The sequence below is a fragment of the Paracoccus sp. TD-10 genome (genome assembly GCF_048270675.1).
GTDB lineage: Bacteria > Pseudomonadota > Alphaproteobacteria > Rhodobacterales > Rhodobacteraceae > Paracoccus > Paracoccus pantotrophus.
In genome coordinates this window covers 14504-40400 of record NZ_CP182420.1, presented here as the reverse complement: position 1 = coordinate 40400, position 25897 = coordinate 14504, and the positions used below count along the sequence as shown (strand labels likewise).

The 25897-nt window shown below is 68.6% G+C and carries 18 protein-coding genes; 10 read left to right on the top strand and 8 right to left on the bottom strand.

From position 1 onward, the window contains the following. Positions 1 to 1254, bottom strand: coding sequence for a 3-methyl-2-oxobutanoate dehydrogenase (2-methylpropanoyl-transferring) subunit alpha (locus tag ACNKFW_RS18855; RefSeq protein ID WP_024843892.1), 1254 nt, complete (start codon positions 1252 to 1254; stop codon positions 1 to 3). Then, positions 1232 to 1492 carry a hypothetical protein gene (locus tag ACNKFW_RS18850; RefSeq protein ID WP_147277960.1) on the bottom strand — a complete coding sequence of 87 codons (261 nt, stop codon included), beginning with the start codon at positions 1490 to 1492 and terminating at the stop codon, positions 1232 to 1234. Before ACNKFW_RS18850 ends, ACNKFW_RS18855 begins: the two co-directional genes overlap by 23 nt. Before the next feature lie 108 nt (positions 1493 to 1600). Here ACNKFW_RS18850 and ACNKFW_RS18845 point away from each other — a divergent pair, with 108 nt between their 5' ends. Then, positions 1601 to 2098, top strand: coding sequence for an Lrp/AsnC family transcriptional regulator (locus tag ACNKFW_RS18845; protein WP_024843891.1), 498 nt, complete (start codon positions 1601 to 1603; stop codon positions 2096 to 2098). Between the two features lie 59 nt (positions 2099 to 2157). Here the strand turns inward: ACNKFW_RS18845 and ACNKFW_RS18840 are convergent, their stop codons facing one another. Then, positions 2158 to 10461: a GH36-type glycosyl hydrolase domain-containing protein gene (locus tag ACNKFW_RS18840; protein WP_051419595.1), complete on the bottom strand. Its 8304-nt coding sequence runs from the start codon at positions 10459 to 10461 to the stop codon at positions 2158 to 2160. 263 nt (positions 10462 to 10724) lie between these two features. On the opposite strand from ACNKFW_RS18840, the gene ACNKFW_RS18835 reads away from it, so the two are divergent. The 4 genes from ACNKFW_RS18835 (at position 10725) to ACNKFW_RS18820 (ending at position 15835) form a co-directional block, all read left to right on the top strand. After that, entirely contained in the window at positions 10725 to 12080 is a 1356-nt protein-coding gene (locus ACNKFW_RS18835; RefSeq protein WP_074990811.1) for an esterase-like activity of phytase family protein, read from the top strand. A 549-nt stretch (positions 12081 to 12629) separates the two neighbouring features. Continuing rightward, entirely contained in the window at positions 12630 to 12977 is a 348-nt protein-coding gene (locus ACNKFW_RS18830; protein WP_024843889.1) for a hypothetical protein, read from the top strand. A gap of 81 nt (positions 12978 to 13058) precedes the next feature. Further along, positions 13059 to 14603: a sel1 repeat family protein gene (locus tag ACNKFW_RS18825; protein ID WP_024843888.1), complete on the top strand. Its 1545-nt coding sequence runs from the start codon at positions 13059 to 13061 to the stop codon at positions 14601 to 14603. Next, positions 14600 to 15835: a hypothetical protein gene (locus tag ACNKFW_RS18820; protein WP_028710239.1), complete on the top strand. Its 1236-nt coding sequence runs from the start codon at positions 14600 to 14602 to the stop codon at positions 15833 to 15835. The genes ACNKFW_RS18825 and ACNKFW_RS18820 overlap by 4 nt, the downstream gene beginning before the upstream one ends. A gap of 9 nt (positions 15836 to 15844) precedes the next feature. On the opposite strand, the gene ACNKFW_RS18815 is transcribed toward ACNKFW_RS18820, so the two are convergent. Further along, on the bottom strand, positions 15845 to 17443 hold the full coding sequence (locus ACNKFW_RS18815; RefSeq protein WP_028710238.1) for a peptidoglycan-binding protein: 1599 nt from the start codon (positions 17441 to 17443) through the stop codon (positions 15845 to 15847). Positions 17444 to 17976: 533 nt separating this feature from the next. On the opposite strand from ACNKFW_RS18815, the gene ACNKFW_RS18810 reads away from it, so the two are divergent. The 4 genes from ACNKFW_RS18810 to ACNKFW_RS18795 all read left to right on the top strand — a co-directional run bounded on the left by ACNKFW_RS18810 (position 17977) and on the right by ACNKFW_RS18795 (position 20839). After that, positions 17977 to 18387, top strand: a complete 411-nt coding sequence (locus ACNKFW_RS18810; protein WP_418025678.1) for a molybdopterin-dependent oxidoreductase — start codon at positions 17977 to 17979, stop codon at positions 18385 to 18387. Then, complete coding sequence (locus tag ACNKFW_RS18805) at positions 18387 to 19811, top strand: sensor histidine kinase (protein WP_418025676.1); 1425 nt, start codon at positions 18387 to 18389, stop codon at positions 19809 to 19811. Before ACNKFW_RS18810 ends, ACNKFW_RS18805 begins: the two co-directional genes overlap by 1 nt. Continuing rightward, entirely contained in the window at positions 19765 to 20403 is a 639-nt protein-coding gene (locus ACNKFW_RS18800; RefSeq protein WP_024843884.1) for a response regulator transcription factor, read from the top strand. Before ACNKFW_RS18805 ends, ACNKFW_RS18800 begins: the two co-directional genes overlap by 47 nt. A gap of 94 nt (positions 20404 to 20497) precedes the next feature. Continuing rightward, positions 20498 to 20839, top strand: a complete 342-nt coding sequence (locus tag ACNKFW_RS18795) for a zinc ribbon domain-containing protein YjdM (RefSeq protein WP_024843883.1) — start codon at positions 20498 to 20500, stop codon at positions 20837 to 20839. A gap of 221 nt (positions 20840 to 21060) precedes the next feature. On the opposite strand, the gene ACNKFW_RS18790 is transcribed toward ACNKFW_RS18795, so the two are convergent. Further along, on the bottom strand, positions 21061 to 21690 hold the full coding sequence (locus tag ACNKFW_RS18790) for a 3-oxoacid CoA-transferase subunit B (protein WP_024843882.1): 630 nt from the start codon (positions 21688 to 21690) through the stop codon (positions 21061 to 21063). Next, positions 21690 to 22403: a CoA transferase subunit A gene (locus ACNKFW_RS18785; RefSeq protein WP_024843881.1), complete on the bottom strand. Its 714-nt coding sequence runs from the start codon at positions 22401 to 22403 to the stop codon at positions 21690 to 21692. Before ACNKFW_RS18785 ends, ACNKFW_RS18790 begins: the two co-directional genes overlap by 1 nt. Before the next feature lie 115 nt (positions 22404 to 22518). Here ACNKFW_RS18785 and ACNKFW_RS18780 point away from each other — a divergent pair, with 115 nt between their 5' ends. Beyond that, a complete protein-coding gene (locus ACNKFW_RS18780) occupies positions 22519 to 23097 on the top strand; it encodes a LuxR C-terminal-related transcriptional regulator (RefSeq protein ID WP_024843880.1) in 579 nt (192 codons plus the stop codon). 431 nt (positions 23098 to 23528) lie between these two features. Here ACNKFW_RS18780 and ACNKFW_RS18775 read toward each other — a convergent pair whose 3' ends face one another. Further along, the gene (locus ACNKFW_RS18775; RefSeq protein ID WP_147429283.1) at positions 23529 to 24530 is read right to left on the bottom strand and encodes a glycine betaine ABC transporter substrate-binding protein; all 1002 of its coding nucleotides are present in this window, start codon (positions 24528 to 24530) and stop codon (positions 23529 to 23531) included. 247 nt (positions 24531 to 24777) lie between these two features. Then, the gene (locus ACNKFW_RS18770; protein WP_147429284.1) at positions 24778 to 25896 is read right to left on the bottom strand and encodes a mandelate racemase/muconate lactonizing enzyme family protein; all 1119 of its coding nucleotides are present in this window, start codon (positions 25894 to 25896) and stop codon (positions 24778 to 24780) included. Between the last annotated feature and the right edge of the window lies 1 nt (position 25897).

The following is a 25897-nucleotide window of genomic DNA, read 5'->3' as shown; positions in this document are numbered from 1 at the left end:
TCAGAACCCCGCCTCGTGACGTTGCTTCAGAAGATGCGGCGGCATCTCGGCATAGACATCCTCGAACATGTCCGCGGGGCTGGGGTGCTGGCCGTGGTGCAGGGTGCCGATGGCCTCGGCGCGCTTCTGCTGTTCGGTGATCTCGGCCAGGATCTGGGCCTCGGCCTGCTGGTGGCGTTCGTCGCTCCAGACGCCAAGCGCGATCAGGTGGTTTTTCAGCCGCAGGATCGGGTCGCCCAGCGGCCAGGCCGCGCTTTCCTCGGCCGGGCGATAGGCCGAGGGATCGTCCGAGGTCGAATGCCCGCCAGCGCGATAGGTGACGTATTCGATCAGCGTCGGGCCCAGGTTGCGCCGGGCGCGTTCCGCCGCCCATTTCGCCACCGCCAGCACCGCCAGGTAGTCATTGCCGTCGACGCGCAGCGAGGGGATGCCGAAGCCGTGCCCGCGCGCCGCAAAGGTGCCCGAACCTCCGCGCGCAATGCCCTGGAAGGTCGAGATCGCCCACTGGTTGTTGACGATGTTCAGGATCACCGGTGCCTTGTAGGTCGAGGCAAAGACCAGCGCGGCATGGAAGTCGCTCTCTGCCGTCGAGCCGTCGCCGATCCAGGCCGCCGAGATCTTGCGGTCGCCCGAGATGGCCGAGGCCATGGCCCAGCCGACCGCCTGGATGAACTGCGTGGCCAGGTTGCCCGAGATGGTGAAGAAGCCATGCTCGCGCGAGGAATAGCAGACCGGCAACTGCCGGCCGCGCATCGGATCCTCGGAATTCGAGAAGATCTGGTTCATCATCGAGCTGAGCGGATAACCGGCGGTGATCAGCAGCCCGGCCTGGCGATAGGTCGGGAAGTTCATGTCGCCCGGCGCCAGGGCCCGCTGGAAGGCGCAGGAAATCGCTTCCTCGCCCAGGTGCTGCATGTAGAAGCTGGTCTTTTGCTGGCGCTGCGCGTTCAGCATCCGCGCGTCATAGATGCGCAGCGTCATCATGTGGCGCAGCCCCTCCAGCAGGTCGTCGGGGGTGATCTCCAGCGCCTCGGCCCAGGGCCCGACGGCCTGGCCCTCGCGGTTCAGGACGCGGATGATGGTGAAGGCCAGGTCGCGGATCTCCTCGGGATCGACATCGACCGGCGGGCGGCGCACCGTGCCGGCGCGCGGGATCGCGACATGCGAGAAATCCGGCTGCCCGCCGGGCCGCACCTCGGGCTCGGGCACCACAAGGCCAAGCGGCGGATAGTCATTCGGGTCTGGCCTCTGCATCGGCACCTCCTTTGCCTTGGGGAACGGGATGGGATCGGGCCACGCTGCCGCGGATGTCGCGGATGCCGGGTATCCGGGCCAGGCCGGTCTGCGCCGGGATGCCCGCCGCAGAGCGGCACGCCCTATGCAGCGCCCGGCTGTATTGCCGGTCGCCGTTGCGGTGCAATGCGCCCGGCGCGCGCGCCAGGTGTTCCGGCGGCGCGCCGGTCGGAAAACTGACGACGTGAAGATGTTCCATCCCGTTCCTCCCAAGCGGATGATGCCACAGATCGTCGCAAAATCTTCTTTCTTTGTTTCCGGCTATCAGCCAAAATGCAAAAGATTCTTCTGATAAACCCGGTAAGACATGAGTGGACCTTCTGCCACGCGCCAGCTTGACGCGATCGACCTCAGGATCCTGCGGGCGCTGAGTCGCGACGGGCGGCTGTCCAACAGCCAGCTTGCCGAAAAGGTCGGCCTGTCGCCCAGCCCCTGCTGGCAGCGCACCCGCCGGCTGGAGGCCGAGGGCGTCATCAAGGGCTACAGCGCCATCCTGGACCAGTCGCGCCTGGGCGCCGCCGAAACCGTCATCATCGAGATCACGCTGGAGCGGCACGACGACAAGGTGCTGGAGGAGTTCGGCCGCGCCATGGCCGCCATCCCCGAGGTGCAGGAGGTCTGGCTGACCACCGGCGAATACGACTACCTGCTGAAGGTCGCGGTCAGCGGCACCCGCGGCTACGAGGAGTTTCTGCGCCGCAAGCTTTACCGGGTGCCGGGGATCCGCAACGCCCGCTCGATCTTCACCCTGCGCTGCCTGAAGGAACGCGGCAGCATCCTGCCGCTGCTGGCCGAAACGGATTGACGCGGCGCGGGCACCGCCGCGACGGGCCTTGGGCCGTGTCGCCTGCCAGAAGCGGGCCGTCATGCCGCCCCCTCGGCGTCGATGCGGATACGCGGGGTGCCGGCCTGGTCGCGCGTCACCTCGACCTCGTGCCGGCGATTGCCGATCATCACCCTGGCGCGGAAGCCCGGCCAATGCGAGGGCAGGGCGGGCGCCACCTCCAGCCTTTCGCCGTCCTTGATGCGCAGGCCCAGGATATGCTCGACCGCGACGCGGTGCAGCCAGCCGGCCGAGCCGGTATACCAGGTCCAGCCGGCGCGGCCGGTCTTTTCCTCGGCGCCATAGACATCGGCGGCGACGACATAGGGCTCGCCGCGATAGACCTGCAGGGTGGCGGTGTCGCTGGCATGGCTGATCGGGTTGAGCAGCCGGAACACCCGCCAGGCGTCGTCGGCGCGGCCCGCCATGCACAGCGCCTGCACCATCCAGATCGCGGCATGGGTATATTGCCCGCCGTTCTCGCGCACGCCGGGCGGATAGCCCTTGATATAGCCGGGATCCTGCGGCGCGCGGGCAAAGGGCGGGGTGAACAGCCGCAAGAGCATGCCGTCCTCGTCCAGCAGATGCTCCAGCGCCGCGTCCAGCGCCGGGTCGCGGCGGTCCCTGCGCCCGGCGCCCGAGATCACCGACCAGCTTTGCGCGATGGAATCGATGCGGCATTCCTGCGACGCGGCCGAGCCCAGCGGTGTGCCGTCGTCATAAATGCCGCGCAGATACCAGCCGCCGTCCCAGCCGTGCCGGTCCAGCGCGCGGGACAGCTTGGCGGCATGGGCGCGCCAGCGTTTCGCGCGCCCGTCCTCGCCGCGCGCCTCGGCCAGGGGGGCCATCATGGCGATGGTCTGGGCCAGGAACCAGCCCATCCAGACCGACTGGCCGCGCCCCGCCGCGCCGACGCGGTTCATGCCGTCGTTCCAGTCGCCGCCCAGGAACAGCGGCAGGCCCTGTTCGCCGGTGCGCGCGATGGCCAGTTCCAGCGCCAGCGCGGCATGGTCGTAAAGCGGGGCCATGCGGTCGCTGGTCTCGGGCCGGTAGAAGGCATCGTGTTCGCCCGGCTCCAGCGCGCGGCCCAGGATGAAGGGCAGGGGCTCGTCCAGGACGCTCCGGTCGCCCGTCACCTCGACATAGCGCGCCAGCGCATGGCCCAGCCAGACCACGTCGTCGGCGATCAGGGTGCGCACGCCCGCGCCGGTGCCGGGCAGCCACCAATGCTGCACGTCGCCTTCGGGGAACTGGCGCGAGCCGGCTTCCAGCAACTGGGCGCGGGCCAGCGCCGGATCATAGACCAGCATGGCCGAGGTGTCCTGCAACTGGTCGCGGAACCCGTAGGCCCCAGAAGCCTGGTAGAAGGCCGAGCGCGCCCGGATCCGGCAGGCGATGGCCTGATAGGGCAGCCAGCGGTTCACCATCAGGTCGAAGGCCGGGTCGGGGGTCTGCACCTGCAGGCGGTCGAAGATGTGCTGCCAATGCTCGGTCTGGGCGGTGGCGGCCTGCCGGGCGGTGTCGGTGCGGGCCAGCAGCGGGGCTGCGGCGGCGCCGGGCGCGGCGGCCAGCCGGAAGGTCACGTTCTGGCTTTCGCCCGGCTCGATCTCGATGCGGGTTTCCAGCATCATCACCGGGTCGCCGTCGTGGCGATGCACGAAGCGGCGGCTCAGCGTGGCGTCGAACCAGGCCGGCAGGCCGGCGTCGCGGTTGCGGCCCTGCCAGATCAGCCGCGACAGGCATAGCCCCGTCACCTCGCGGTCCACCGACAGGATCATGCGCTGGCCGGCATAGTCGATGGAATAGGGGTTCTCGCATTCCACCGCCCGCGCCTCGGGCAGGTAGCGCAGCTGCAGATAGGGCGCGGTCTTGGCGCGGGCGCCGCCCATCACCGGCTCCAGGAAATGTGCCACGTCCAGCGTCAGCCGGCGCGTGCCGTGGTTGGTCAGCCGCAGCCCGATCACCCGCAGGGCCGCATCGGGCGTCAGGCTGTGCAGCGCGGTGATCTCCAGCTCGCCCGACCAGGCGGTGAATTCGGAAAACCCGGCGCCGTGGCGGCATTGGTAAAGTGCCTCGCGCTGGCTCGACAGCGCCGCATAGGGGGTGTGGATCGCGCCGGTGCCCAGGTCGCGGATCAGGATGCCCTCGCCCGGCGGGTTGCTGACCGCGTCGTTCGACCAGGGCGTCAGCTGGTGGTCGCGCGAATTGGCCGACCAGGTAAAGCCCGCGCCCTCGGCCGAGATGTGAAAGCCGAAATCGCTGCGGGCCACGACATTGATCCAGGGGTTCGGCGTCGCCTCGCCATGGCGCAGGCGGATGACGTAATTGCCCTGCGCGTCGAAGCCGCCGGTGCCGTTCCAGAAATGCAGATCCTCGGGAGGGAAATCGCTGCGCAGCGCGGGGCGCTGCAGGGGCCGGGCCGGCGGACGGGCGATGCCGCGGCGCAGCTCGGCCGCCTCCAGCCGCTGGATCTGCCCGGCCAGGCTGCCGTTCTGGGCATGGATCACCACGCGCGCCACGGCCAGCAGCGTGTCGCGCGTCTCGGCCGAAAGCCCGTTGGCATCGACGGCAAAGACCGAGGGGCGCGAATGCAGCAACTGCATGCTGTGGCACAGGTTGTTCAGCGCCTCGTGCAGATGGGCGGCATAGCTCACGCGCTGCTCGTTCAGGATCACCAGGTCGCATTCGAGGCCGCGCATGCGCAGGTATTCCTGCATGCGGATCGCCTGGCGGGCCACCGGCATCAGGTCGGGGTCGTTGATGCGCAGCACCATGATCGGATTGTCGCCCGAGACCGACATCGGCCAGAGCGCCGATTGCGGTCCCATGACATGGCGCACCTGCGAGGCCAGCATCTGGTTGGGATAGACCAGCAGCGCGGCATAGCGGCGGAACAGCGCCGCCTCCTCGGGGGTGATGCTGGCATGATGCAGCTGCACCTGGCTGCGGGTCCAGGCCATCTGGTGTTCGTTGTCATAGCTGGCTTCGTCGGCCAGGTGCAGATGCGCCTCTTCCAGCGCCTCGCGGCTGGCGGCGGCGACGGTCCAGAAGGTCACGACCGCCTCTTTCCCAGGATCCAGGGTCAGCCGCCGGCTGAGCGAGAAGATCGGGTCCAGCGTATAGCTTTCGCCCGGCGCGACCTGGGTCAGCAGGTCGGGATCGTCCAGCGCCTGCGGCGCGCGGATCGAGCGGCCGCGGCCGATGAACAGCCGCCGGTCGGTGGCCGCGCCATCGGGCACGCCGGCCCCGGCGCTCAGATGCATCAGGTGGCGGTCTGGGTCATGCGGGTTGCGCTTGTTGCGGCGGGCGAAGATGCGGCCGCGCTCGGGCTGGGCCTCGGTCGCGACGAACATGCGCGAGAAGGCGGTATGGGCGCGGTCGGCGTCGTTCTGGTCCAGCACGATCTCGCCATAGCTGGTCAGCGCCAGCTGGCGCGGCCGGTCCGACAGGTTGCGCAGCTTGACCCGCGCGCCGCGCGCGTCCAGGTCGTCGGACAGGATCACCTCGGTCTCGCAATGGATGCCCTCGCCCAGGGCGGCGAAATTCGCCTTGTAGTCGAACAGCCGGGCGGCATAGGCGATCTCGGGGTCGAAGCCGGGCGCGGCGGTGGCCGACCACCAGCGCCCCGAGGCCAGGTCGCGGATGAACAGGAACTCGCCCCAGGCATCCGCCGCCGGGTCGGGCCGCCAGCGGGTGATGGCAGTGCCGTCCATGCGCAGCCGCCCGGCGCCACTGGCATCCAGCAGCATCGACAGCCGCCCGTTCGACATGACCGCGACGGTATGGGGCGCGGCGGCGGCATCGGCCACCTCGACGATCTCGGTCTGGCCCAGTTCGGACGGGCCGGGCAGGCGGCGGCGCATCGTCTCGCGCAGGAGCGGCGAGACCTCGCGCGGGGTCTTCTGCTGCAACAGCGTCGAGACGCTTTCGATCACCGGATCGGCGTTGAAACGGTTGCGGTGCAGCCCGTCCATCAGGCAATTGGCGATGGCGATCAGGCTCATGCCCTGGTGATGGGCCATCACGCTGCGCACCACGGCGCATTTATGCCCCTGCGGCAGGCGCGAGGGGGTGAAGTCCACCGCGTCGAAAAAGCCGTATTCGCCGCGCGCGCCAAGATTCGCCAGCCGGTGCAGGTTCTTCAGCGCGCTGCGCGGGCGGAAGCCGGCGGCGATGAAGCTGGCATAGGGTGCGACCACCTGGTCGTCGCGCAGCCAGCGCCGCAGCGCCAGTTCCGGCACGCCGAAGGCGTAATACTGATAGTTCATCTGCGCGTCGCGGGCGTTATAGGCGCTTTCCGACACGCCCCAGGGCCGGCCGGCGCGCCAGCCGTCGCGGATCTGCGCCTCGACCGCGACATCGCAGGAACTGTGCAGGATCGAGCCGGGCGGTTCGTCCATCACCAGGGGCGCCATCAGGTATTCGAACATCGAGCCCGACCAGCTGACCAGCGTCGAGCCATAGGGCATCACCGTCATCGGCCGGCCGAGCCGGTTCCAGTGCTCGGTCGGCAGGTCGCCCTTGGCGATGGCGAAAAGCGAGGCGAGCCGCGCCTCCGAGGCCAGGAGGTCGTAGAAGGACTGGTCCGGCGCGCCCTCGACGCAATTGTAGCCGATGGCGAGCAGCTGGCGCTCGGGGTCCAGGAGGAAGGCGAAATCCATCTCGAAGGCGAAGGCGCGGGCGCGTTCGGCCAGCGCCGCCATGCGCCGGGCCGACAGGGCCACCTCGTCGGGGTCGATGCGGCCCAGGTTTTCCATCTCGTCGCAGGTCGAGACCAGCCGGCTCGTCCACCAATCCAGCTCGCGTGCGGCGGCGGTGGGGATCTCGGTCACGAGGCCCTGGATCAGCACCTGCAGGTTCGCGGCGGCGCGGGCGTAGCTTTGCACATGCAGGGGCGCGAGATGCGGCGCCTGGGCGCTGGCCATGCTGTGCCACAGCCCGGCGATGCGTTCCTCGATGCGGTCGCGCAGCGGGTTCAGGCTGCGCCGCTCGCGCGGGATGGCCGCATGCAGGCGGCGCATCAGCGACAGGATGTCCACCGCGCCCGACAGTTCCGGCAGATGATAAAGCGCCGGGTTGCGCGTCCACTCCTTGAGCGTCGAGGACAGCGTGATCAGATGCCCCGCCAGATTGCCGCTGTCCACCGCCGAGACATAGCGGGTGCCCAGGGGCTGCAAGGTATCGGTCGCATACCAGTTGTAGAGATGGCCGCGATGCCGTTCCAGCCGCTCGATGGTGCTCAGCGTGGCCTCGATGCGGTCCAGCGCCTCGCGCAGGGTGATCCAGCGGAACTCATGCGCGGTCACGGTCGAAAGCAGGTATAGCCCGATATTGGTGGGCGAGGTGCGCTCGGCCAGCTTGGGCTGCGGATGGTCCTGGTAGTTGTCGGGGGGCAGGTGATTGGTGCGCGCGTCCACGAAGGTCTCGAAAAAGCGCCAGATCAGCCGCGCCTCGGCCCGCCATTCCAGCCGCTCCTCGGCGGTCAGGGGGCGGGCGCCCTCATGCTCGATCGGGCGGGCACTGACCCAGGCGATCAGCGGCGCGCCCAGCCACAGCACGCCCAGCACCAGCGCCGGCGCCAGGTTCTCGGGGCGCAGCAGCGCCGCCAGCGCGACGAAGCCAAGCGCCAGCGCCAGCCCGCCGCGCATCAGCAGGAAATGGCCGGGCAGCGTCTCGTGCGCGCGGCGGGCCATGGCGTCGGCGGTGGTCCATTCCAGCAGGTGCCGCCGCGACACATAGACCCGGCACAGGCTGCGCACCATCGCATCGACCATGCTGAAGGCCATCTGCGGCAAAAGCGTCAGCCGCATCATGAAGGCGGTGATCTGGTCTATCAGCTCGTTGCCGATGACCAGCATGTGCCGCAGCCGCGCCACCCCGGACTGGCGCGGCATCAGCCCCATCAGCCAGCCCAGCAACTGCGACAGCCCGACCGAGACGCCCAGCAGGCCCAGCCAGAACAGTGCATCGGCATGGGGCAGGCCGATCACCGCCACCAGCCCCGCCAGCATCAGCGAGACCGGCAGCAGGCTGCGGCGCAGGTTGTCCACGATGCGGAACCGTGCCAGCGCATCCAGCCCGTTGCGCAGGTCCAGCAGATAGGGCAGCAACTGCCAGTCCCCGCGCGCCCAGCGGTGCTGGCGCGACAGGTCCACGTCGAAGCGCTTGGGGTATTCCTCGATGAAGTTCACGTCGGTCGCCAGCGCCGCGCGCAACCAGGCGCCCTCGATCAGGTCGTGGCTGAGGACCGAGTTCTCGCGGATGCCGTCCTGGGCGGCGATGGCGAAGGCATCGACGTCATAGATGCCCTTGCCGGTATAGGTGCCCTGGCCGAAAAGATCCTGGTACAGGTCCGAGACGGTGAAGACATAGGGGTCGATCCCCTTGTCCTGCGACAGGATGCGCTGGAAGGGCGAGGTCTGGCTGCCGTGTTTCAGAAGCGAGGTGACGCGCGGCTGGATCAGCCCGTGGCCGCGGATGACGCGCTGCCGCGCCGGGTCGTAGACCGGGCGGTTGACCGGATGCGCCATCATGCCGACCAGCATCCGCACCGTGTCGCGCGGCATCCGCGTGTCGGCGTCCAGCGTCACCACATAGCGGATGCCCTCGGGCGGGCGCGGGCCGGTATCGACGAAGCTGGTGTCGGGGCTGCCGCGCAGAAGCGCGTTCAGCTCGACCAGCTTGCCGCGCTTGCGCTCCCATCCCATCCAGGCGCCCTCGGCCTCGTTCCATTGCCGGCGCCGGTGCAGCAGGTAGAAGCGCCGCCCGATATGGGCGTATTTCTCGGACAGCGCCGCGATGCCCTGGCGGGCATAGGCCAAGAGTTCGGCGTCGCGCGGCGTCGTCTCCTCGGGCGCATCGGTGAAATCCGTGAGCAGCGCGAAGCTGAGCGCCGGATCGGGGTTCGCAAGGTAATGCACCTCGAGATTGCTCAGCAGGTCGTCGATGGTGTCGAGGCTGGTCAGCAGGCAGGGGATGGCGACCAGCGTGGCATGGTCGGGCGGGATGCCGTCCTTGAACTCATAGGCGGGCAGCTGCGCCGGCGCGATCAGCCGGCTGGCCATGAAGCGCAAGAGCGCCAGCCCCGCATCGAGAAAGGCCGCCAGCGACAGCACGATCAGCGTGGCGGCCAGGAAGCCGCCGGTCTGTGCCGGCACATAGGCCAGGCACAGCAGCACCGCCAGCAGCATCAGAGCCGCCAGCGGCAGGATCAGGCTGAGGATGCCGTGGCGCCGGGCCAGCCGGGCCAGCCGCTCGCGCCAGACCGGGCGATAGCCGCAATCGGCCTCGAAGCGCGGCGCGTCGTCGCCCAGCAGCACGACCGAGACCGGGATGTCCCGCCGCCCGGCCGCCGCCAGCGCGCGCTCGGCCACCTCGGGCTCGGCCAGGTCGGAATGGCGGGCGATCATCTCGATGCGGTTGCGGATCGCGTTGCGGGTCTGGGGGGCAAGGCGCTGGTGGTCGGGATCCTCGCGCAGGATCGCCTCGGTGCGGCTGGTGGCCTCGAACCATTCGCGCCAGTTGATCTCGTCCAGGCGCTTCAGCGCGCGGATGATATGGGCGGCGGTGACGTTGTTCGCGGTCTGGCGCGTCTGTTCGCCGGCCATCACCTGCTCGGCGGTGCGGCCCTGCGCTGCAAGCCGGCGGGCGAGCTGTTCGGTGATGGCATGGGTGCGGTCGAGGCCGGCATGGACGCGATAGATCACCTGCGCGACGAAGGCCGCGTCCTGCAGGGCGGGACCGGGCACCGCCAGGTCGAAATCCGCAGGCCCCGGCTCGTCCATGGCCATCAGCCGGTCCATGGCGGCATTGGCCTCGCGCCGGCCGCGGCGGGCGCGCTCGGTCTCCTCGCTCAGCCGCAGCATGCGCAGCAAAAGCGCATAGCGCAGCATCGAGGGCAGCGACCACAGCTCGCCGATGGTCAGCCAATCCACCTGCTGCGCCCCGGCGATGAAATCGGCGAAGCTGCGTTCGCGCAGGTCGCCGTCGGTCATGGTGACATAGTCCCAGGCCAGGGCCAGCACGCGGGGGATCGGCTCGGCCACCGGCTGGAACTGCCCGCGCGGCAGCGAGCGCAGGAAGGCCGGGCTGAGGTCGCGGGTCAGGTGGCGATAGGTCTCGGCGATGGTGTGGTAATTGTCCAGCAGCCAGCGCGTCGCGGTGGTGATATGCTCGCTCTCGGCATCGGCGCGCAGCGCGGCCTGATACAGCACGCGCTGGTCCCGCGCCGCCTGCGCCAGGTCGAAGCGCGCGGCGCGGGGGTCGAAGCCGGTCGTTTGCAGCCGCTGCTGCTCCAGGACCGCGCGCCCGGCCGCCTCGAAGATCGACGCTGCGGTCGCCCCCATTCCGCCGCCCTCCGGGCTCCCGACACCGGCGCCGTCTGCCTGCATGGTTCCGTCTCCGTCCCGTCGCTTCTCGCTGTCGCCTCCCGGTAAGGAAGGGCCCGGGCGGCGGCAGGGTTCCCAAAAACCTGCACGCACCGCCCGGTGACCCGGCATTGCCCGGCATTCGGGCGGGACGGCATCACGGATCTGACACCGACCTGCCGCATCGCTGTCACCTGCCCAGCCTAAAGCGGCGGCATCGCGACGACAAAGGATTTCGAACCATGCGCCTTGGCCTTGCCTTGCTTGCCTGCTCCATCGCCGCCCCCATGGCCCCCGCTGCCCTTGCCGAAGAGACCTTTCCGGCCCGGCTGGCGGGCCATGCGGTGCTGCCCGCCTTTACCATAGTCCCGCCGCCGGCGGATGCGCCGCGCGAGCTGTGGCTGTCGGGCCGCTTCACCGGCGCGGCGCGCAACGATGCGCCGATGTCGGTCGAGGGCGATACCGGCCCGACCTATGGCAGCCACAAGACGGGCATCGCGCTGCCCTTCCTGGGCCAGCCGGTCCAGGGCATGTCGGGCTTTGCCATGAATCGTGCCCCGGACGGCAGCTGGTTCACCCTGACCGACAACGGCTTCGGCTCCAAGGCCAACAGCCCCGACGCCATGCTGTTCTTTCACCGCATGCAGCCGGATTTCGCCGCCGGCACCGTCGAGCGGCTGGAGACCGTGTTCCTGCGCGACCCCGACCGCAAGGTGCCGTTCCGCATCGCCAACGAGACGACCGAAAGCCGCTATCTGACCGGCGCCGATTTCGACCCCGAAAGCATCCAGTATCTGGACGGCGAGATCTGGATCGGCGACGAGTTCGGCCCTTATATCCTGCGCGTGGCCATGGACGGGCGGGTGCTGTCGGTGCATCCGACCCGGCTGGAGGGCGAGGCGCTGGCCGGCCCCGACACGCCCGGCATCGCCGTGCCCGCCCAGCCGGGCCGCGATTTCCGCGTCCAGCGGTCGGGCGGCTATGAGGGCATGGCCCTGCAACCCGGCACCGGCCTGCTTTGGGCGATGCTGGAAAAGCCGCTTCTGGGCGATGACGGCCAGCCCGAGGGCGATTTCCTGCGGGTGATGAGTTTCGACACCGGCAAGGCCGACTGGACCGGCGAGCATTACCGCTTCAGGCTGTCCGAGGGCGCCACGGCCATCGGCGATTTCAACTTCATCGACGAGACCCGCGCCCTGGTGATCGAACGCGACAATGGCGAGGGCGATGCCGCCCGTGCCTGCCCCGAGGGCGCGGTGGACATGTCGGCCTGCTATCCGCTGCCCGCGCGGCTGAAACGGGTGGTGCTGGTCGATACCGCCAGCCCGGATGCCGAGGGCTATCTGCGCCGCATCGGCCATGTCGACCTCTTGGACATCGCCGACCCGGAGGGCAGGGCGCTGCCGGACCACAAGCCCGAGCAGGGGAATTTCACCTTCCCCTTCTTCACCATCGAGGACGTGGCGCGGGTGGACGAGAACCACATCATGCTGGCCAATGACAACAACCTGCCCTTCTCGGGCGGGCGGCGGATCGGCACGGCGGCGGATAACGAATTCATCCTGCTGTCGGTGCCGGAACTGCTGGCGGCGCAATAGCCGGGCAGAGGGCGGCGCGACGGATGGCGCGGCCTTCCTGATGCCTCATGCCTGAACATTCTCCTGTGCGGCGGGGCGGGTGCCCCGCCCTGCCACGGGACAGGAAAAACCCGTGGGGAAGGGCTGCGACATGACGCTCCCGCAGGGTTCTGGATGGCATCCGAACGCCTGTCATCGCCCCTCCAGGCCGATGGCGCGATCGATTGCGACGCGCGCACCGATCTGGTCGCGCGGCGGGCGGCGGCGGGACCGGCGGGAACCATGCCGGGACGGCCGAGGGACGGCTGGCTCTGGCGCGCTTCGTCACCGGGCGCGGGGAGGGCGGCACCCGTGCCATTCCATCGCCCCGGCCGAAGGCACCTGCGCCAGGGGCGCCGATGCGATCCTGCCGGGTGCGCCGCGCCGGCTGATCCGCGCAAAACCCATCGACGCCGGCCGGGGACGCGCCTATCATGTCCGCGGCCGGCAGTCATGCGTCCCGCAAGGGAGCAGGCGGGCCATGCGCCTGACCGGCCGCTGTCCGATGCAAGATGCTCCGGGGTGTCGATCATGAAGATGGTTTCGATCTGCATGGCGGCGGGGCTTGCCCTGCTGTCCTTTGGCGCGGCGCAGGCCCAGACCGTGGTCACGGGCGATGGCGGCATGACGCTTTACACCTTCGACCGGGATGCCGAGGGAAAATCCGCCTGCTACGACGATTGCGCCCGAAACTGGCCGCCCTATCTGGGCAGCAGCGACGAGGACAAGGGCGAGGGCTGGACCCTGGTCGAGCGCAACGACGGTGCGCTGCAATGGGCCTATGACGGCAAGCCGCTCTATTACTATGCCGGTGACAAGGCTGCGGGCGAGACGACCGGCGACGGCCGGGGCGGCGTCTGGCACGTGCTGACCGAATAGGGCGGCCCCGGCGGCGAAGCGGCTTGCAAGTTCCGCGCCGATGCTTTCCCTTCTTGCCCAAGCAGCAAGAGGAGAAAGACCATGCGCCCGCTTGCCCGACGCCTTGCCGCCGGCACCGTCCTTTCGCTGGCCCTGGCCGGCGCCGCCCCTGCCGAGCCTGCGCCGGCGACGACCAGCGTCTTTTCCCCCGCAAATATCGCGGCGGGGCTGGTGCGCGGGGCGATTTCCTATGCGCGGATGGTGGCCGACATCCGCTATGACGGGCTGGAGATCGACGCGGCCCGCGGCGGGCTGGTGTTGCGCGACCTGCAAATCGCCGGGCTGGGCCGGCACAGGAATTGCCGGGTTGCGCTGGGGCGGTTGCAGGTCTCGGGCCTGAGCCTCTGGAGCGACGCGGAATCGCGGCTGCGCCTGGATGCCGCCGAACTGTCGATCGCCAACAACTGCTTCGGCGCCGACGCGGCCATGATCGGCGTGGTGACGGGCGGGGCCAGCATCCCCCTGGCGGCGCTGTCGGTCGATCTGCGCCAGGCTGCGGGCAGCGGCGCGCTGAGCGCCGACATCCGGGCGATCAGCCCCGGCATCGCCCGGATCGAGGCGAGCGCAGATTTCGATTATGTTTCATTGTTTTCTCCGGATTTCTTCGAAAAGATCACGGCGGCGAGCCAGGCTGACGAGGCCGGGGCCGAGACGGACGAGACGCCGCAGATCGGCCTGCGCGGCACGCTGCGCGCGGCGCATCTGTCGGTCGAGAACCTGGGTGTCTGGGAAAGGCTGAAGCCGCTTTTGCCGCCCGAGGCCAGCAGTCCCGAGGCCTTGCAGGCGCTGCTGACCGCCGAGCCGGGCAGCGCCCTGCACCAGTCCCAGCAGGGGCTGGTGCGTGCCCTGCGCGCCTTCATGGCCGAGCCGGGCCGTGTCACCGCCGAGATCCGCCCGGCCGAGCCGGTAGCCTTCGACACGACGCTTTGGGCGGGGCCCGAAGATGCGGCGACGCTGTTCCGGCCGCGCTTCTCGAACGGGTTGCCCACGCCGCCGGTGGCGCTGATCGCCGATCCCGCGACGCATCAGGACAACCGCGCCCTGGGCCTGGCACTGGCCGAGGGCAGGGGGGTGCCGCAGAACAGCCGCCGGGCCGTCGAGTTGCTGACCCCCTTGCGCGAGGATGCCGAGGTGGCGCTGGCCCTGGCGCGGTTGACGGCCGACACCGATCCCGCGCTTGCCTATGGCCATGCGCTGCGGGCGGCGGCGCAAGGGGTGACGGGTGCGGCCGGGGTGCTGGAGCGGATCGAGGCGCGGCTCGGCACCGCCGATCTGCTGGCGGCGCAGGAGGCGGCCGAAACCGCCCCGCCCGAGGGCAGCTTCGCCTCGACCCAGGCGCTGCGCGACGCGGCGCTGGCTCATGAGCGGGGCGAGGGCGTGACGCGCAGCTATGCGCTGGCCTGGCGGCTTGCCACGCTGGCCGCGGCTGCGGGCGACGGGCCGGCGCAGGCGCTGATGGCGCGGCTGGAGGCGCGCTTCGGCGCCGATCCGATCTGGCTGCGCGCCCGCGACCGGGCAGAGGAACTGGCGCTGGAGGACTGGACGCGGCGCAAGCTGGCGCAGCGCCTGGCGGAGGGCCGGCCATGAGGCGGCTGGTTCTTTCGCTGGCGCTTGTTCTTGCCGCGCCCGCCGCGCCCGCCCTGGCGCGGCAACCGGTCGATCCTTCGGCCCTGTCGCGGGAGATCGCGCAGCAGGGCATCGCGCCCACGCTGGCGCGGCTGCACGCGCTGTCCGACCCGGCGCCCGACGAGCGTTTCGCCATTGCCGGGCTGGAGTTCCTGGGCGCGGTCGAGGCGGCCTGGCGCTGGCGCGTGACCTATGGCGTCGCGCCCTTTGGCGGGATGATCTTCGGCTCGGCCGCCGAGTTGCCGCAATCCGTGCCGCCGCAGCCGATGCCGCCCGAGGCGCTGGCCGAGCAGACCCAGGCCACGCTGGAGGCGATGGCGCGCAGCCGCGCCGCGCTGGAGGGGCTGGCCGAGGACGAGGATTTCGGGCTGGCGATCTCGCTGGGCGATCTGTGGTTCGACCTGGATGCCGACGGCCGGCGCGGGATGGGCGAGGGCGCGGCGGAACTGCTGGCCGGCATCGTCTGGTCCGGCATGCCGGCCTTTGACCCCGAGACCGGCCAAGCGGCCCCGCCGCCCGCGCCGCCGGTGATCCGCTTCGACCGCGCCGATGCGGCCTGGCTTGCGGCCTATACGCACCTGGTCTCGGGCGGTGCCGAACTGCTGCTGGCCTTCGACCCGACGCCCAGCCTGGAAAAGGTCTTTGCCATGCGGGCCCGGATCGACGAAAGCCGCCTGGCCGGGGGCGAGGCTGCGCTGCCGCCGATGCTGGACGATTTCATCGACCCGCTGGCCGTCGCCATCGACATGCTGCGCCGCCAGCCCGATGCCGGGCGCACCCGCGCCGCCCGCGCGCACTGGCAGCAGACCATCGACCAGAACCGCCGCTTCTGGGCGCTGGTCGGGCAGGAAAGCGACAATGCCGGCGAATGGATCCCGAACGACCGCCAGATCTCGGCCACCGGCATCGCCTTTCCGCCCGGCACCGGCGCGGCCTGGCAGGCGGTGCTGGCCGATGGCGAGGCGCTGCTGGCGGGCGACAGGACCATCCCGTTCTGGCGCGGGCCGATGGGCATCGACCTGGGCGCCTGGCTGGAAGACCCGGCGCCGCTGCCGGTGGACGGGGTGATCCAGGGCTGGGCGCTGGCCGATTACTTTTCGGACGCGCCGCCGGTCAGCCCGGAAAGCTTCCGCCGCTTTTCGGACATGCTGCTGGAGACGGGGCCGTTCCTGGCCATGGTGATGCTGAACTGAGCGGGCGGGTCACTTCACCAGTTCGCGGATGATCGTGTCCAGCCCGATGACGCCATTGCCGATCTGGCCCTGGTTGATCAGCCGGTTGCGGCGCTGGCGGGCCTGCTCGGCATGTTCGCCGCGCGGGAAGTTCTGAAGGTATTGCGTATAGGATTGCACGGTATCGACCTGCCGCGCGCGCTGCCAGGCCTGGTCCTCGCGGTCGCGGCGCGGGTTGTCCCGGTCGGCCTGGGCCAGCCGCTGCCGGGCGGTCTGGGCATAGATGCCGTCGGGATAGCGGTCCAGATAGGCGCGCAGGTTGCGCACCCCGCCCTTGGCGCCGGTCTGTTGCCAATAGGCGCGGTCCTGCTGGTCGCGGCTGGGGGCGGCTGCATTGGCCTGCGCCCGCATGGCGTCCACCTGCGGCCCGGTCAGATAGCCCGTCACCGCATAGCCGTTGCGCTGCTGCCAGCCGCGGATGGCCGAGCGCGAGCGCGAGCCGAAGATCCCGTCCGCGCCGCCGGTCGAATAGCCCAGCGTGTTCAGCCGGCGCTGGATCGCCACCCGGTCGCCCCGCGACAGGTTCAGCCGGTTCTCGGTCAGTTCGGCCTGCGAGACCTGGCGCGGCGGCGTGACCTGGCGCGGCTGCTGGATCTCGGGGGCCGGCGCCGGCGCCGGGGCCGGGGCAGGGCGCAATTCGGCCAGCCGGTTCTGCGCGGCCTGGGCAAACTCGCCCTGCGGATAGCGGGCCAGGTAATCCTGATAGGCCGCGACCGTATTGGCCGCCGCGGCCTCGGCCCAAAGATCGCGGTCCGCCTGCGCCGCCCCCAGCGCATCCAGCCGCGCCTTGGCCGCCGCCGAGTAGAGCCCGCCGGGATAGCGGTCGAGATAGCCGCGATAGGCCGCCGCCGTATCCTCGGCCGCGGCCTGGGCCCAAAGGTCGCGGTCGGCCTCCAGCGGCCCGGCCGGGGCATCGGCCTGCGGCCCGGCCGCGACCAGCACCAGCTGCGCATCGCCGCCCTCGGCCATGACCAGCCGGTCATCGGCGCCGACCACCGTGCCGACCGAGGTGCCCGGCTCGAGCAGCGCCGCCGCCGCCGCACTGGTTGCCGCGGGCGGCCCCGAGATCACCGTTACCCCCTCGGGCGGGGTCAGCGGGCCGATGCCGTTCTCCAGCCCGGTCGCATGTTCCATTTCGGCCTCGTCCGAACCCAGGAGCAGCACCGCGCCCGGCCGCGCCTCTTTCATCAGGTCCAGCACCATGGAAAGCGGCACGCCCTGCGCCCCGGCGCCGACCAGGTCGGGCTTGTCGGCATCGGTGCCCATATACCAGCTGTCGTTGCCGCCATGCAGGAAACGCCCGTTCAGCAGCACGATCCGCGCGCCGGGCGAATCGTCGGGCCGCAGCAGGTCGGCAACCGCCTGGCGCACGTCACGCACCACCAGGTCGGCGCCGGTCACGGTGCGAAAGCCGGCCGCCCTCATCGCGGCCGCGGCGGCGCCGGCATCGGCATCGGCCAGGTCCGGTGCGTTCTGGTAGCGCGCATTGGCGATCACCACGCCGCGGTTCTCGGCCAGGGCCGGACCCGCCACAAGCAGGGCGGCCAGAAAGAGCGACAGGTGACGCATGGCTTTCTCCTTTATCGCGATGCTCCCGGCCATAATCGCCGAACAGCGGATTCGTTCCCGGTTAGCGGCGCGGCAGCGACCGGACAAGCCGAGGCAGGACACATGGGCGCGAGCAGCGCGTGCGCTCGGCAGGGCTCCGCCGAGGCGTCCGGCGCGGCCGAATCGCACCCCAGCCGGTCGAGGCGCGGGCCATTCCCCGATTTTGGGGAATGGCGCCATGCCGCCGGAACTGTCAGGAATGCCGGTGTCCATTCGGGCTCGTGTGATTGTCGCGAGAAAGCTCGGGGACGCTATTTTTATAAAATTCATTATCGTAACGAGTACGCCGGCCTGCGGGCCGGAGGTGATGAAATGGCATGCGCGGGCTATACCCCGGTTCGCGCATGCCATACTCCGTTGCTATGTTCTGGCCCTGGAGATAGCCCATGCATCGCGCGCCCGAGACGTTCCTCAGCAGAAGAACCCTTGTCCTGTCCGCCTCGATCGCGGCCCTTGCGCCCGCCTCGCCGCTTTTCGCGCACGCGGCCCGGCCGATGCTGACGATCACCGAGCCTTCGGGCCGCGTCAGGGAATTGGAGGACGAGGACATCGCGGCGCTGCCCTGGCATCAGATCGCCACGCGGATCCGCTGGACCGAGGGCGTCCAGACCTTTCGCGGCCCCTTCCTTCGGGACGTGCTGACCGGCGGCGGGATGTCGCGGTCGGACCTGGCCGGGCGCAAGCTCCTGGTGAAGGCGCTGAACGATTACGGCATCGTGCTTCCTGCCGGCGATGCCTGGGACTACGCGCCCATCCTGGCGCGCGAGATGAACGGCAAGCCCATGCGCGTGCGCGACAAGGGGCCGCTCTGGCTGGTCTATCCGCGCGACCAGCGGCCGGAACTGCAACGCGCCGTCATGGACGAACGCTGGGTCTGGCAGCTGTTCGAGATCACCATCCTCTGATGCGCCTGCGCGGGTCTCATTTCGCGCTGCTGACGATTGCCAGCTTCGTCCTGCTGTTCGTCTATTCTCTGTTCCAATTGGTCAATATCGACCACGCTTTTCGCGAGGAACTTGTCGAGCGCAACCTGTGGGCGGCGAACCAGGCGGATCGCGAGGCGCAGAACCTGATGCTGACCCTGTATCGCGTCAGCCTGGACCGGGATGTCGAAGACGTGTTGCTGCGCTTCGACATTCTCTACAGCCGCATCGCGCTGATGGCGGATCGGCCGCAGATCGACTATTTCCGCGAGATCGGGGCCGGCGACCTGGTCGCCCAGGCCAGGAGCCTGCTGGAGGAACTCGACGCGGCTTTCCAGGCACAGGATTTCGACCCCACCGATGTCGCCGCGCTGATGCCGCGCGTCGTCGTGCTTGCCTCGGTCCTGCGCGAGATCACCAACGCCACCGCGCTGGAGGAAAGGCTTGCCCGCCATGTCCGCCGCGAAGCCCTGTTGCGGGTCATGCAATTGCTGCTGCTGGCGGTCGGCGGCGCCTTCCTGACCGGGGTGGTGATGGCCGGCCTGCTGTGGCGCAACATGCGCCGTGCCATGCGTGCGCAGGCGGAATTGCAAGAGCATCGCGCGGAACTGGAACGGACGGTCGCCGCGCGCACGACCGAGCTGCAGGAGGCGCTGGAGGTCGAGCGCCGGGCCAAAGAGGTCTATCGCAGCTTCATCGTTACCGTCTCGCACCAGTTCCGCACGCCGGCTTCCATCATCCACATGATCGCGCAGAGGCAGTTGCGCGACGAGGAAACGCCGCTTTCCGAAACGCTCAGGCGCAAGTTCAGCCGGATCCTGGATGCGGCGGAACGGCTGGAGCGGCTGCTGAGCGGCTTTCTCGCCTCGGCCAGCGTCGAGGGCAAGGACATCGCGCTGTCGCGCCGCATCGTCGATTTCAACCAGATCGCCCGCATCGCCGCCGAGCAGACGCGGCAGGCCAATCCCGGCAGGGTGCTGGAGGTCGCCCTGTCGGAAACGCCGCTGCAGGCGGATGCCGATCCCGTGCTGCTGGAACAGGCCGTGCTGAACCTGCTGTCGAATGCGATGAAATATTCCGAGGCGCCGTCGCCGGTCAGCCTGGAGACATGGCGGGACGGCGGCCGGATCTTCTGTCGCGTCAAGGATCGCGGCGCCGGCATCCCGCCGGGGGCGCGGGGCGCGGTTTTCGACCGGTTCTACCGCGCGCCGAATGTTCACCGATTGCCCGGAGTCGGGGTTGGCCTGAGCCTGGTTCGTGATATTGTTGCGCTGCACGGCGGCGAGGTCACGTTCACCTCGCGCCTGGGTGAGGGGTCCGAGTTCGTCGTTGCCGTGCCTGCCAAGGGGGAACAGGACGATGAATCGGCAGCGCGGGCCGGCGACCATTCTTTGTGTCGAGGATGAGCTGTTCATCCTCGAGGAACTGCAAGAAGAACTCGCATCCAGGGGCTACAAGGTTCTGAGCGCGCGCAACGGCGACGAGGCCGAGGCTCTGCTGGCGCAAAACCGGCCCGACATCGTGCTGTGCGATGTCATGCTGCCCGGCCGCAACGGCTTCGAACTGCTGAGCGACCTGCGCGCCTCGGGCAAGCTGGCGGAAAGCACCGCCTTCATCTTCCTGACCGCGCTGTCGGATCGCGAGCCGCATCTGGCCGGGCTGCGCGCCGGGGCCGACGATTACCTGGCCAAGCCGATCGACCTGGACCTGCTGCATCTCAAGATCGAGAACACCCTGGCTTTCGCGCAGCGGCTTCGCGAAGGCATGGTTCCCGCGGGCGAGCCGCTGGACGTGCGGCTTTCCCGGCGCGAGGAGCAGGTCCTGTCCTTGCTGGGGCAGGGCGAGCGGACCTGCGCCATCGCCTCGCGGCTGGCGATTTCCGAACATACGGTCAGCCACTATATCAAGGAACTTTACCGCAAGCTGGGCATCAACAACCGTGCCGATGCCGCCCGCGTGGCGATCGCGCTGGGGCTCGGCACGACGAGCAAGGTCTAGGCGCTGCCGTGGCACGCCGCCTGCGGCGGAAGGCCCCGGAATGCCGCAGTTTTCCCGATGGCCAAGCGCAAGGCCCAAGGCTAGAGTGGCGGCCATGACCCAGAGCCTGCCGCCGTGCCCCGAATGTTCCTCCACCTATGCCTATCAGGTGGACGCCCTGCTTGTCTGCCCGGAATGCGGGCATGAATGGTCCCGGGACGCGGGGCCCCAGCCTGCCGACGAAGTGCGCGACAGCGTCGGAAACGTCCTGAAGGACGGCGATACGGTGACGGTGATCAAGGATCTGAAGGTCAAGGGGTCGTCCTCGGTGGTCAAGGTCGGCACCAAGGTGCGCGGCATCCGCCTGGTCGAGGGCGACCACGACATCGACTGCCGGATTCCGGGCATCGGGCAGATGGGCCTGAAATCGCAATTCGTGAAGAAGGTCTCCGAATAGCCCGCCCAAGCCCGCGGGGCCGAGCCTGCCGGCCAGCCCTTCGGAACGAAAAGGGCAGGACGAAAAGGGCAGGGAAGTCGCCCATCCCCGCGCGTCACGCCGAATCAGACGATTCCGGCCTTCTTTCTTGCCGAAATATCCTCGGGGGTGAATTGCGGCCCCAGGCCGCAAGAGGGGGCAGACAGCCCCCTCCGCCTCCCTTGACGCTCGGCCGAGCTTGCTCAGCCGACGATGGTCGCCTCGGTCGCAGCGCGCAGCTCGGCCTCGCTCACGCCATCGGCCAGCTCGACGAGCTTCAGCCCGCCCGGAACCACGTCCAGCACGCCCAGATTGGTGATGATCCGGTTGACCACCGCCTGGCCGGTCAGCGGCAGGGTGCAGGATTTCAGCACCTTCGACTCGCCGTGCTTCGACGTGTGGTCCATCACCACCACCACCCGGCCGACGCCCGCTACCAGGTCCATCGCGCCGCCCATGCCCTTGACCAGCTTGCCCGGGATCATCCAGTTCGCCAGGTCGCCGTTCTCGGCCACCTCCATCGCCCCCAGGATCGCCATGGCGATCTTGCCGCCGCGGATCATCGCGAAGCTCTCGGCGCTGTCGAAATAGGCGGTCTGCGGCAGCTCGGTCACCGTCTGCTTGCCGGCATTGATCAGGTCCGGGTCCTCCTCGCCCTCATAGGGGAAGGGGCCGATGCCCAGCATGCCGTTTTCCGATTGCAGCGTCACATGCACCCCCTCGGGGATGAAATTCGCCACCAGCGTCGGGATGCCGATCCCGAGGTTAACATACCAGCCGTCCTGCAGTTCCTGCGCGGCCCGCGCCGCCATCTGGTTGCGGTCCCAAGGCATCAGACAGCCTCCTTCTTGCGGGTGGTGCGCTGCTCGATGCGCTTTTCATGCTGGCCCTGGACCAGGCGATGGACATAGATGCCCGGCAGGTGGATGGCGTCGGGGTCGAGGCTGCCGGTCGGCACGATCTCCTCGACCTCGCAGACGCAGATCCGGCCGCATTTCGCCGCCGGCACGTTGAAGTTGCGCGCCGTCTTGCGAAAGATCACGTTGCCGGTTTCGTCCGCCTTCCAGCCCTTGACGATGGAAAGGTCGGCGACGATGGCGCGTTCCAGGATATAGGTCTGGCCGTCGAAATCCTTGTGTTCCTTGCCCTCGGCGACCACGGTGCCGACGCCGGTCCGGGTATAGAAGCCGGGAATGCCGGCGCCGCCCGCGCGCATGCGTTCGGCCAGGGTGCCCTGGGGGTTGAACTCCAGCTCCAGCTCGCCCGAGAGGTATTGCCGCATGAACTCGGCGTTTTCGCCCACGTAGGAGGAGATCATCTTGCGGATCTGCCGGCTGTCGAGCAGCTTGCCCAGCCCGAACCCGTCCACGCCGCAATTGTTGCTGGCAATGGTCAGATCCTTCGTTCCCGCCCGCAGGATCGCCTCGATCGCCAGTTCGGGGATGCCGCAAAGCCCGAAACCCCCGGCCGCAATCAGCATCCCGTCCTTCAAGAGCCCGTCCAGTGCGGCATCCGCGCTGGGATAAAGCTTGTTCGATCCTGTCATTCGCACGCCTCGATATGATGATCCGACGGCCGGCTTTCTCCTCCGCCGCGACCGAGCTTGTCGCATGCGGTGGAAATACTCTATCCGTAGGAATACGTAGTCGAATAGGTATTCCATGCAGCCAGCCCATCGCCAGTTGACGGCCAGGGATTACGACAGCCTTGGCTTTCAGAACGCCCCCGATGCGACCCTGGTCCTGGCCGAGCGCGTGATCGTCCGCGCCAGCCTGATGGTCGAGGCGGTCTTCGGCTGGACGCCGCAGGAGCTGGCGGGGCGGTCCATGCGCTGCCTTTACCCCGGCCAGACCGATTTCGACCTGGTCGGCGAGCGGGCACGCAAGGCGCTGCGCGAGCGGCCGTTCTATCGCGACGAACGCTTCATGCGGCGCAAGGACGGGCAGATCGTCTGGATGGAGGGTCGCGGCCGGACCATGGACCAGGCCGACCCGCACCGGCTGGCGATCTGGACCTACCGGCCGCTGGATTCCGCGGTTGGTGCCGGCAGCCTGCTGACTGCGGCCGAGAAGCGCGTCGCCGGCTATCTGGTCAATGGCTTTACCAGCAAGGAGATCGCCAAGTCGCTGGGCTGTTCGCCCCGCACGGTCGAGGTGCATCGCGCCAACATGATCCGCAAGATCGGCGTGCGCAACAGTTTCGAGCTGGTGCGGCGGCTGCTCGACACCGGTGCGGGCTGATGACGATAGGTTCTGGTGCCGACGATCAGAGATCGCATTGATCTGCCTGGATCGGGATGGGGCTGGCAGTTTATTTACATAACTCCGGTTATCGGTGGAATACAGCCTTGGGGGTCGCATCGTCACGGCGCAAGCGGTGATTTACCTGTCGCGGTTCTGCTGTGAGGCATGACATGAAAGCCATTCTTCCTGTGTTCGTGAAAGCCGTGCTGCCGGTGTCGTGGGTCGCCGACCATGGTCCCAGCCTATCATGCCGCCGCTTGTGGCAGCGGCGGATGCCATGTTTGCTGCTCCTGTGTGGATAGGCTTGCGGGTGGGATGTGAAAGGCCCGCCCGGTCATGACGACCGGGCAAACCAAAGGGCTCGGGAAATACGGATCACTGCGCCAGAAGGTCGGTTGATCGGCCCGGCCATGACGCAGAGGTCACGATCAAAGCGCAGCTTCGACCTTTTCCGCGACTTCGGCGGGAACCCATTTCGTCCAGATATCCTTGTTCTCCTCCAGGAAATGCAAGGCCGCATCCTCTCCCATGGCCTGATTCTCGGCTTGCCAGGCCATCAGGCTGGCGACGGTGTCATTGCTCCAGCCGCGGGTGTTGAAATAATCCATGATCGCCGGGTCTATGCGGTCGGCGAAAGCCTTGGTCACCACGGTCATGACCGTGTCGACGGGCCATGCCGTCACCTTGGGATCGGGGCAATCCAGGTTGGTGATGCACCTTTGCCATTCGGCGGCATCCTGCTCGGCATTGGGCTCAAGCAGGACCAGATCATACCGGCCCAGAAGCGCGGTCGGCGCCCAGTAATAGGTGATGAAGCCTTCCTGACGCTCATAGGCTCGGGCGATGGCGCCATCCAGGCCCGCGGCCGAACCAGGCCGCATCAGGTTGAAGCCCTTTTTCTCGGCCTCGTAGGCCTTGAACAATTGCGCGGTGACCACCGTCGCCCCCCAGCCTTCGGCGCCGTTGAAGATCACGCCCTTGTCGGGGTTTTCCGGGTCGGGGAAAAGCTCGGGATGCGCCAGGGCATCCTCGACCGTCTTGATGTCGGGATGCGCGTCGGCCAGGTATCTGGGGATCCACCAGCCCTGGATGCCGCCATCGGGCAGGGCCGGCGCGCCATAGACGATCTTGCCGTCCTTGAGCCCCTGCGGCACGATTTCAGGCAGAAGGTCCACCCAGGTTTCCGAAGAAACATCGGGCGAGCCTTTCTCGATCATGGATGTGGTCGAGGGAACCGTATCCCCCGGAATGGTCTCTACACGGCAGCCATAGCCGTTCTCGAGGATGAACTTGTCGACATAGGTCAGCAGTTCGGCGCTTTGGACGTTATGGAGCGCAAGGGTCACGTTGCCGCAATCCTGCGCGGCGGCCGACCAAGCGCCGCCAAAGACGCCGGCAGCCAAGGCTGTGGAAGCGAGTAGTCTGTGCACGTTCTTTCTCCCTGTGTGCGGCATTGATCGGGACAGGGCGCCGCATTGTTCTCTCCTGACCCAGTTCCAAGTGATCGGGCATTCCACATGCGCGATGGATCGGTCTTGCGTGCATTCGTATACGATATTTATGCTACGAAATTTTCTGTGTGAAGGCGATTCTGTCAAGCGATTTTTCCGCATGGGCATGCCGTCAGGCGTTCCCACGCCTGACGGCTTGTCGCGATCATGTGCCGGTGGCGGGCCATTACCGCTGATACGAAGCGACGGGCGCGCCCAGCACATCAAGGCGCGGGGTCACGCCCAGGCCCGGCCCGTTCGGGGCACGGACATGCCCCGCCTCGACACCGAACGCCCCGTCCGCCGTCTTCAGCGAGACCATGTCGCGGCATTCCAGCAAGCATCGCAGCTGACGCTCGGGCACCGTCTGGCCAAGATGCACGATGGCCGCGAAGGCGATGTCCGAGCCGGTGGTCTCTTGCACGCTGACCGTATAGCCGGCGGCCAGGCAGATATCGCGGTGCCGCCGCCCACGGGTCAGCCCGCCGTTCTTCGAGATCTTCAGCCCGATGCCTTCGGCGGCGTCATCCGCGATCAGCTGGACGATCGAGGCATCGCTCAGCGCCAGCTCGTCGAAGATGATCGGCACGTCGGTGCGGCGGCGCAGGGACAGGCATTCGCGCCAGGTCGCACAGGGCGCCTCCAGTACGAAATCCAGGCCATGCGGCAGCAGGCGCAGCATGCGCAGGGCGGTCTCGACACTCATCCCGCCATTCGCGTCCACGATGAAGAACTCGCCCGGCCGCTTGTCGGCCAGCGATGCGGCGATGCGCGCGGCATCTTCTGCCGGATCGCCGCCGATCTTGACCGAATGGCCGATATAGCCCCGCGCCCGATGCTCGGCCACGCGGCGGCGCATGTCCTCGGGATCGCCCATGTAGATCGACGAGATCACCGGCATCCGCGCATCGGTGCGCCCGCCCAGCAGGTCGCAGACCGGCATGCCCACGGCTTTGCCGAAGATGTCCCAGCAGGCCACGTCCAGCGCGGTCTTGGCATGCTCGTGCCCCAGCAGCGCCTGATCCATGGCGTCGTTGATCCGATCCACCCGGCGCGGATCCCGCCCCAGCAGGCGCGGCGCGATCTCGGCGATGCCGGCCCGGACCCCGAAGGCATGCGAGGCGATATAGGTCGAGCCGAAGGGCGTGCTTTCGCCCCACCCTTCCAGGCCGTTGTCGGTGGTGATGCGGACGATGGTCGCATCGAAGCTGCGATACTCCCGGCCGCCGGACAGCGTGTAGACCCCGCCCGAATAAGGCAGTTCCACCCGGAACACGTCGATTTTGTCGATTGCAAGTTCGGACATG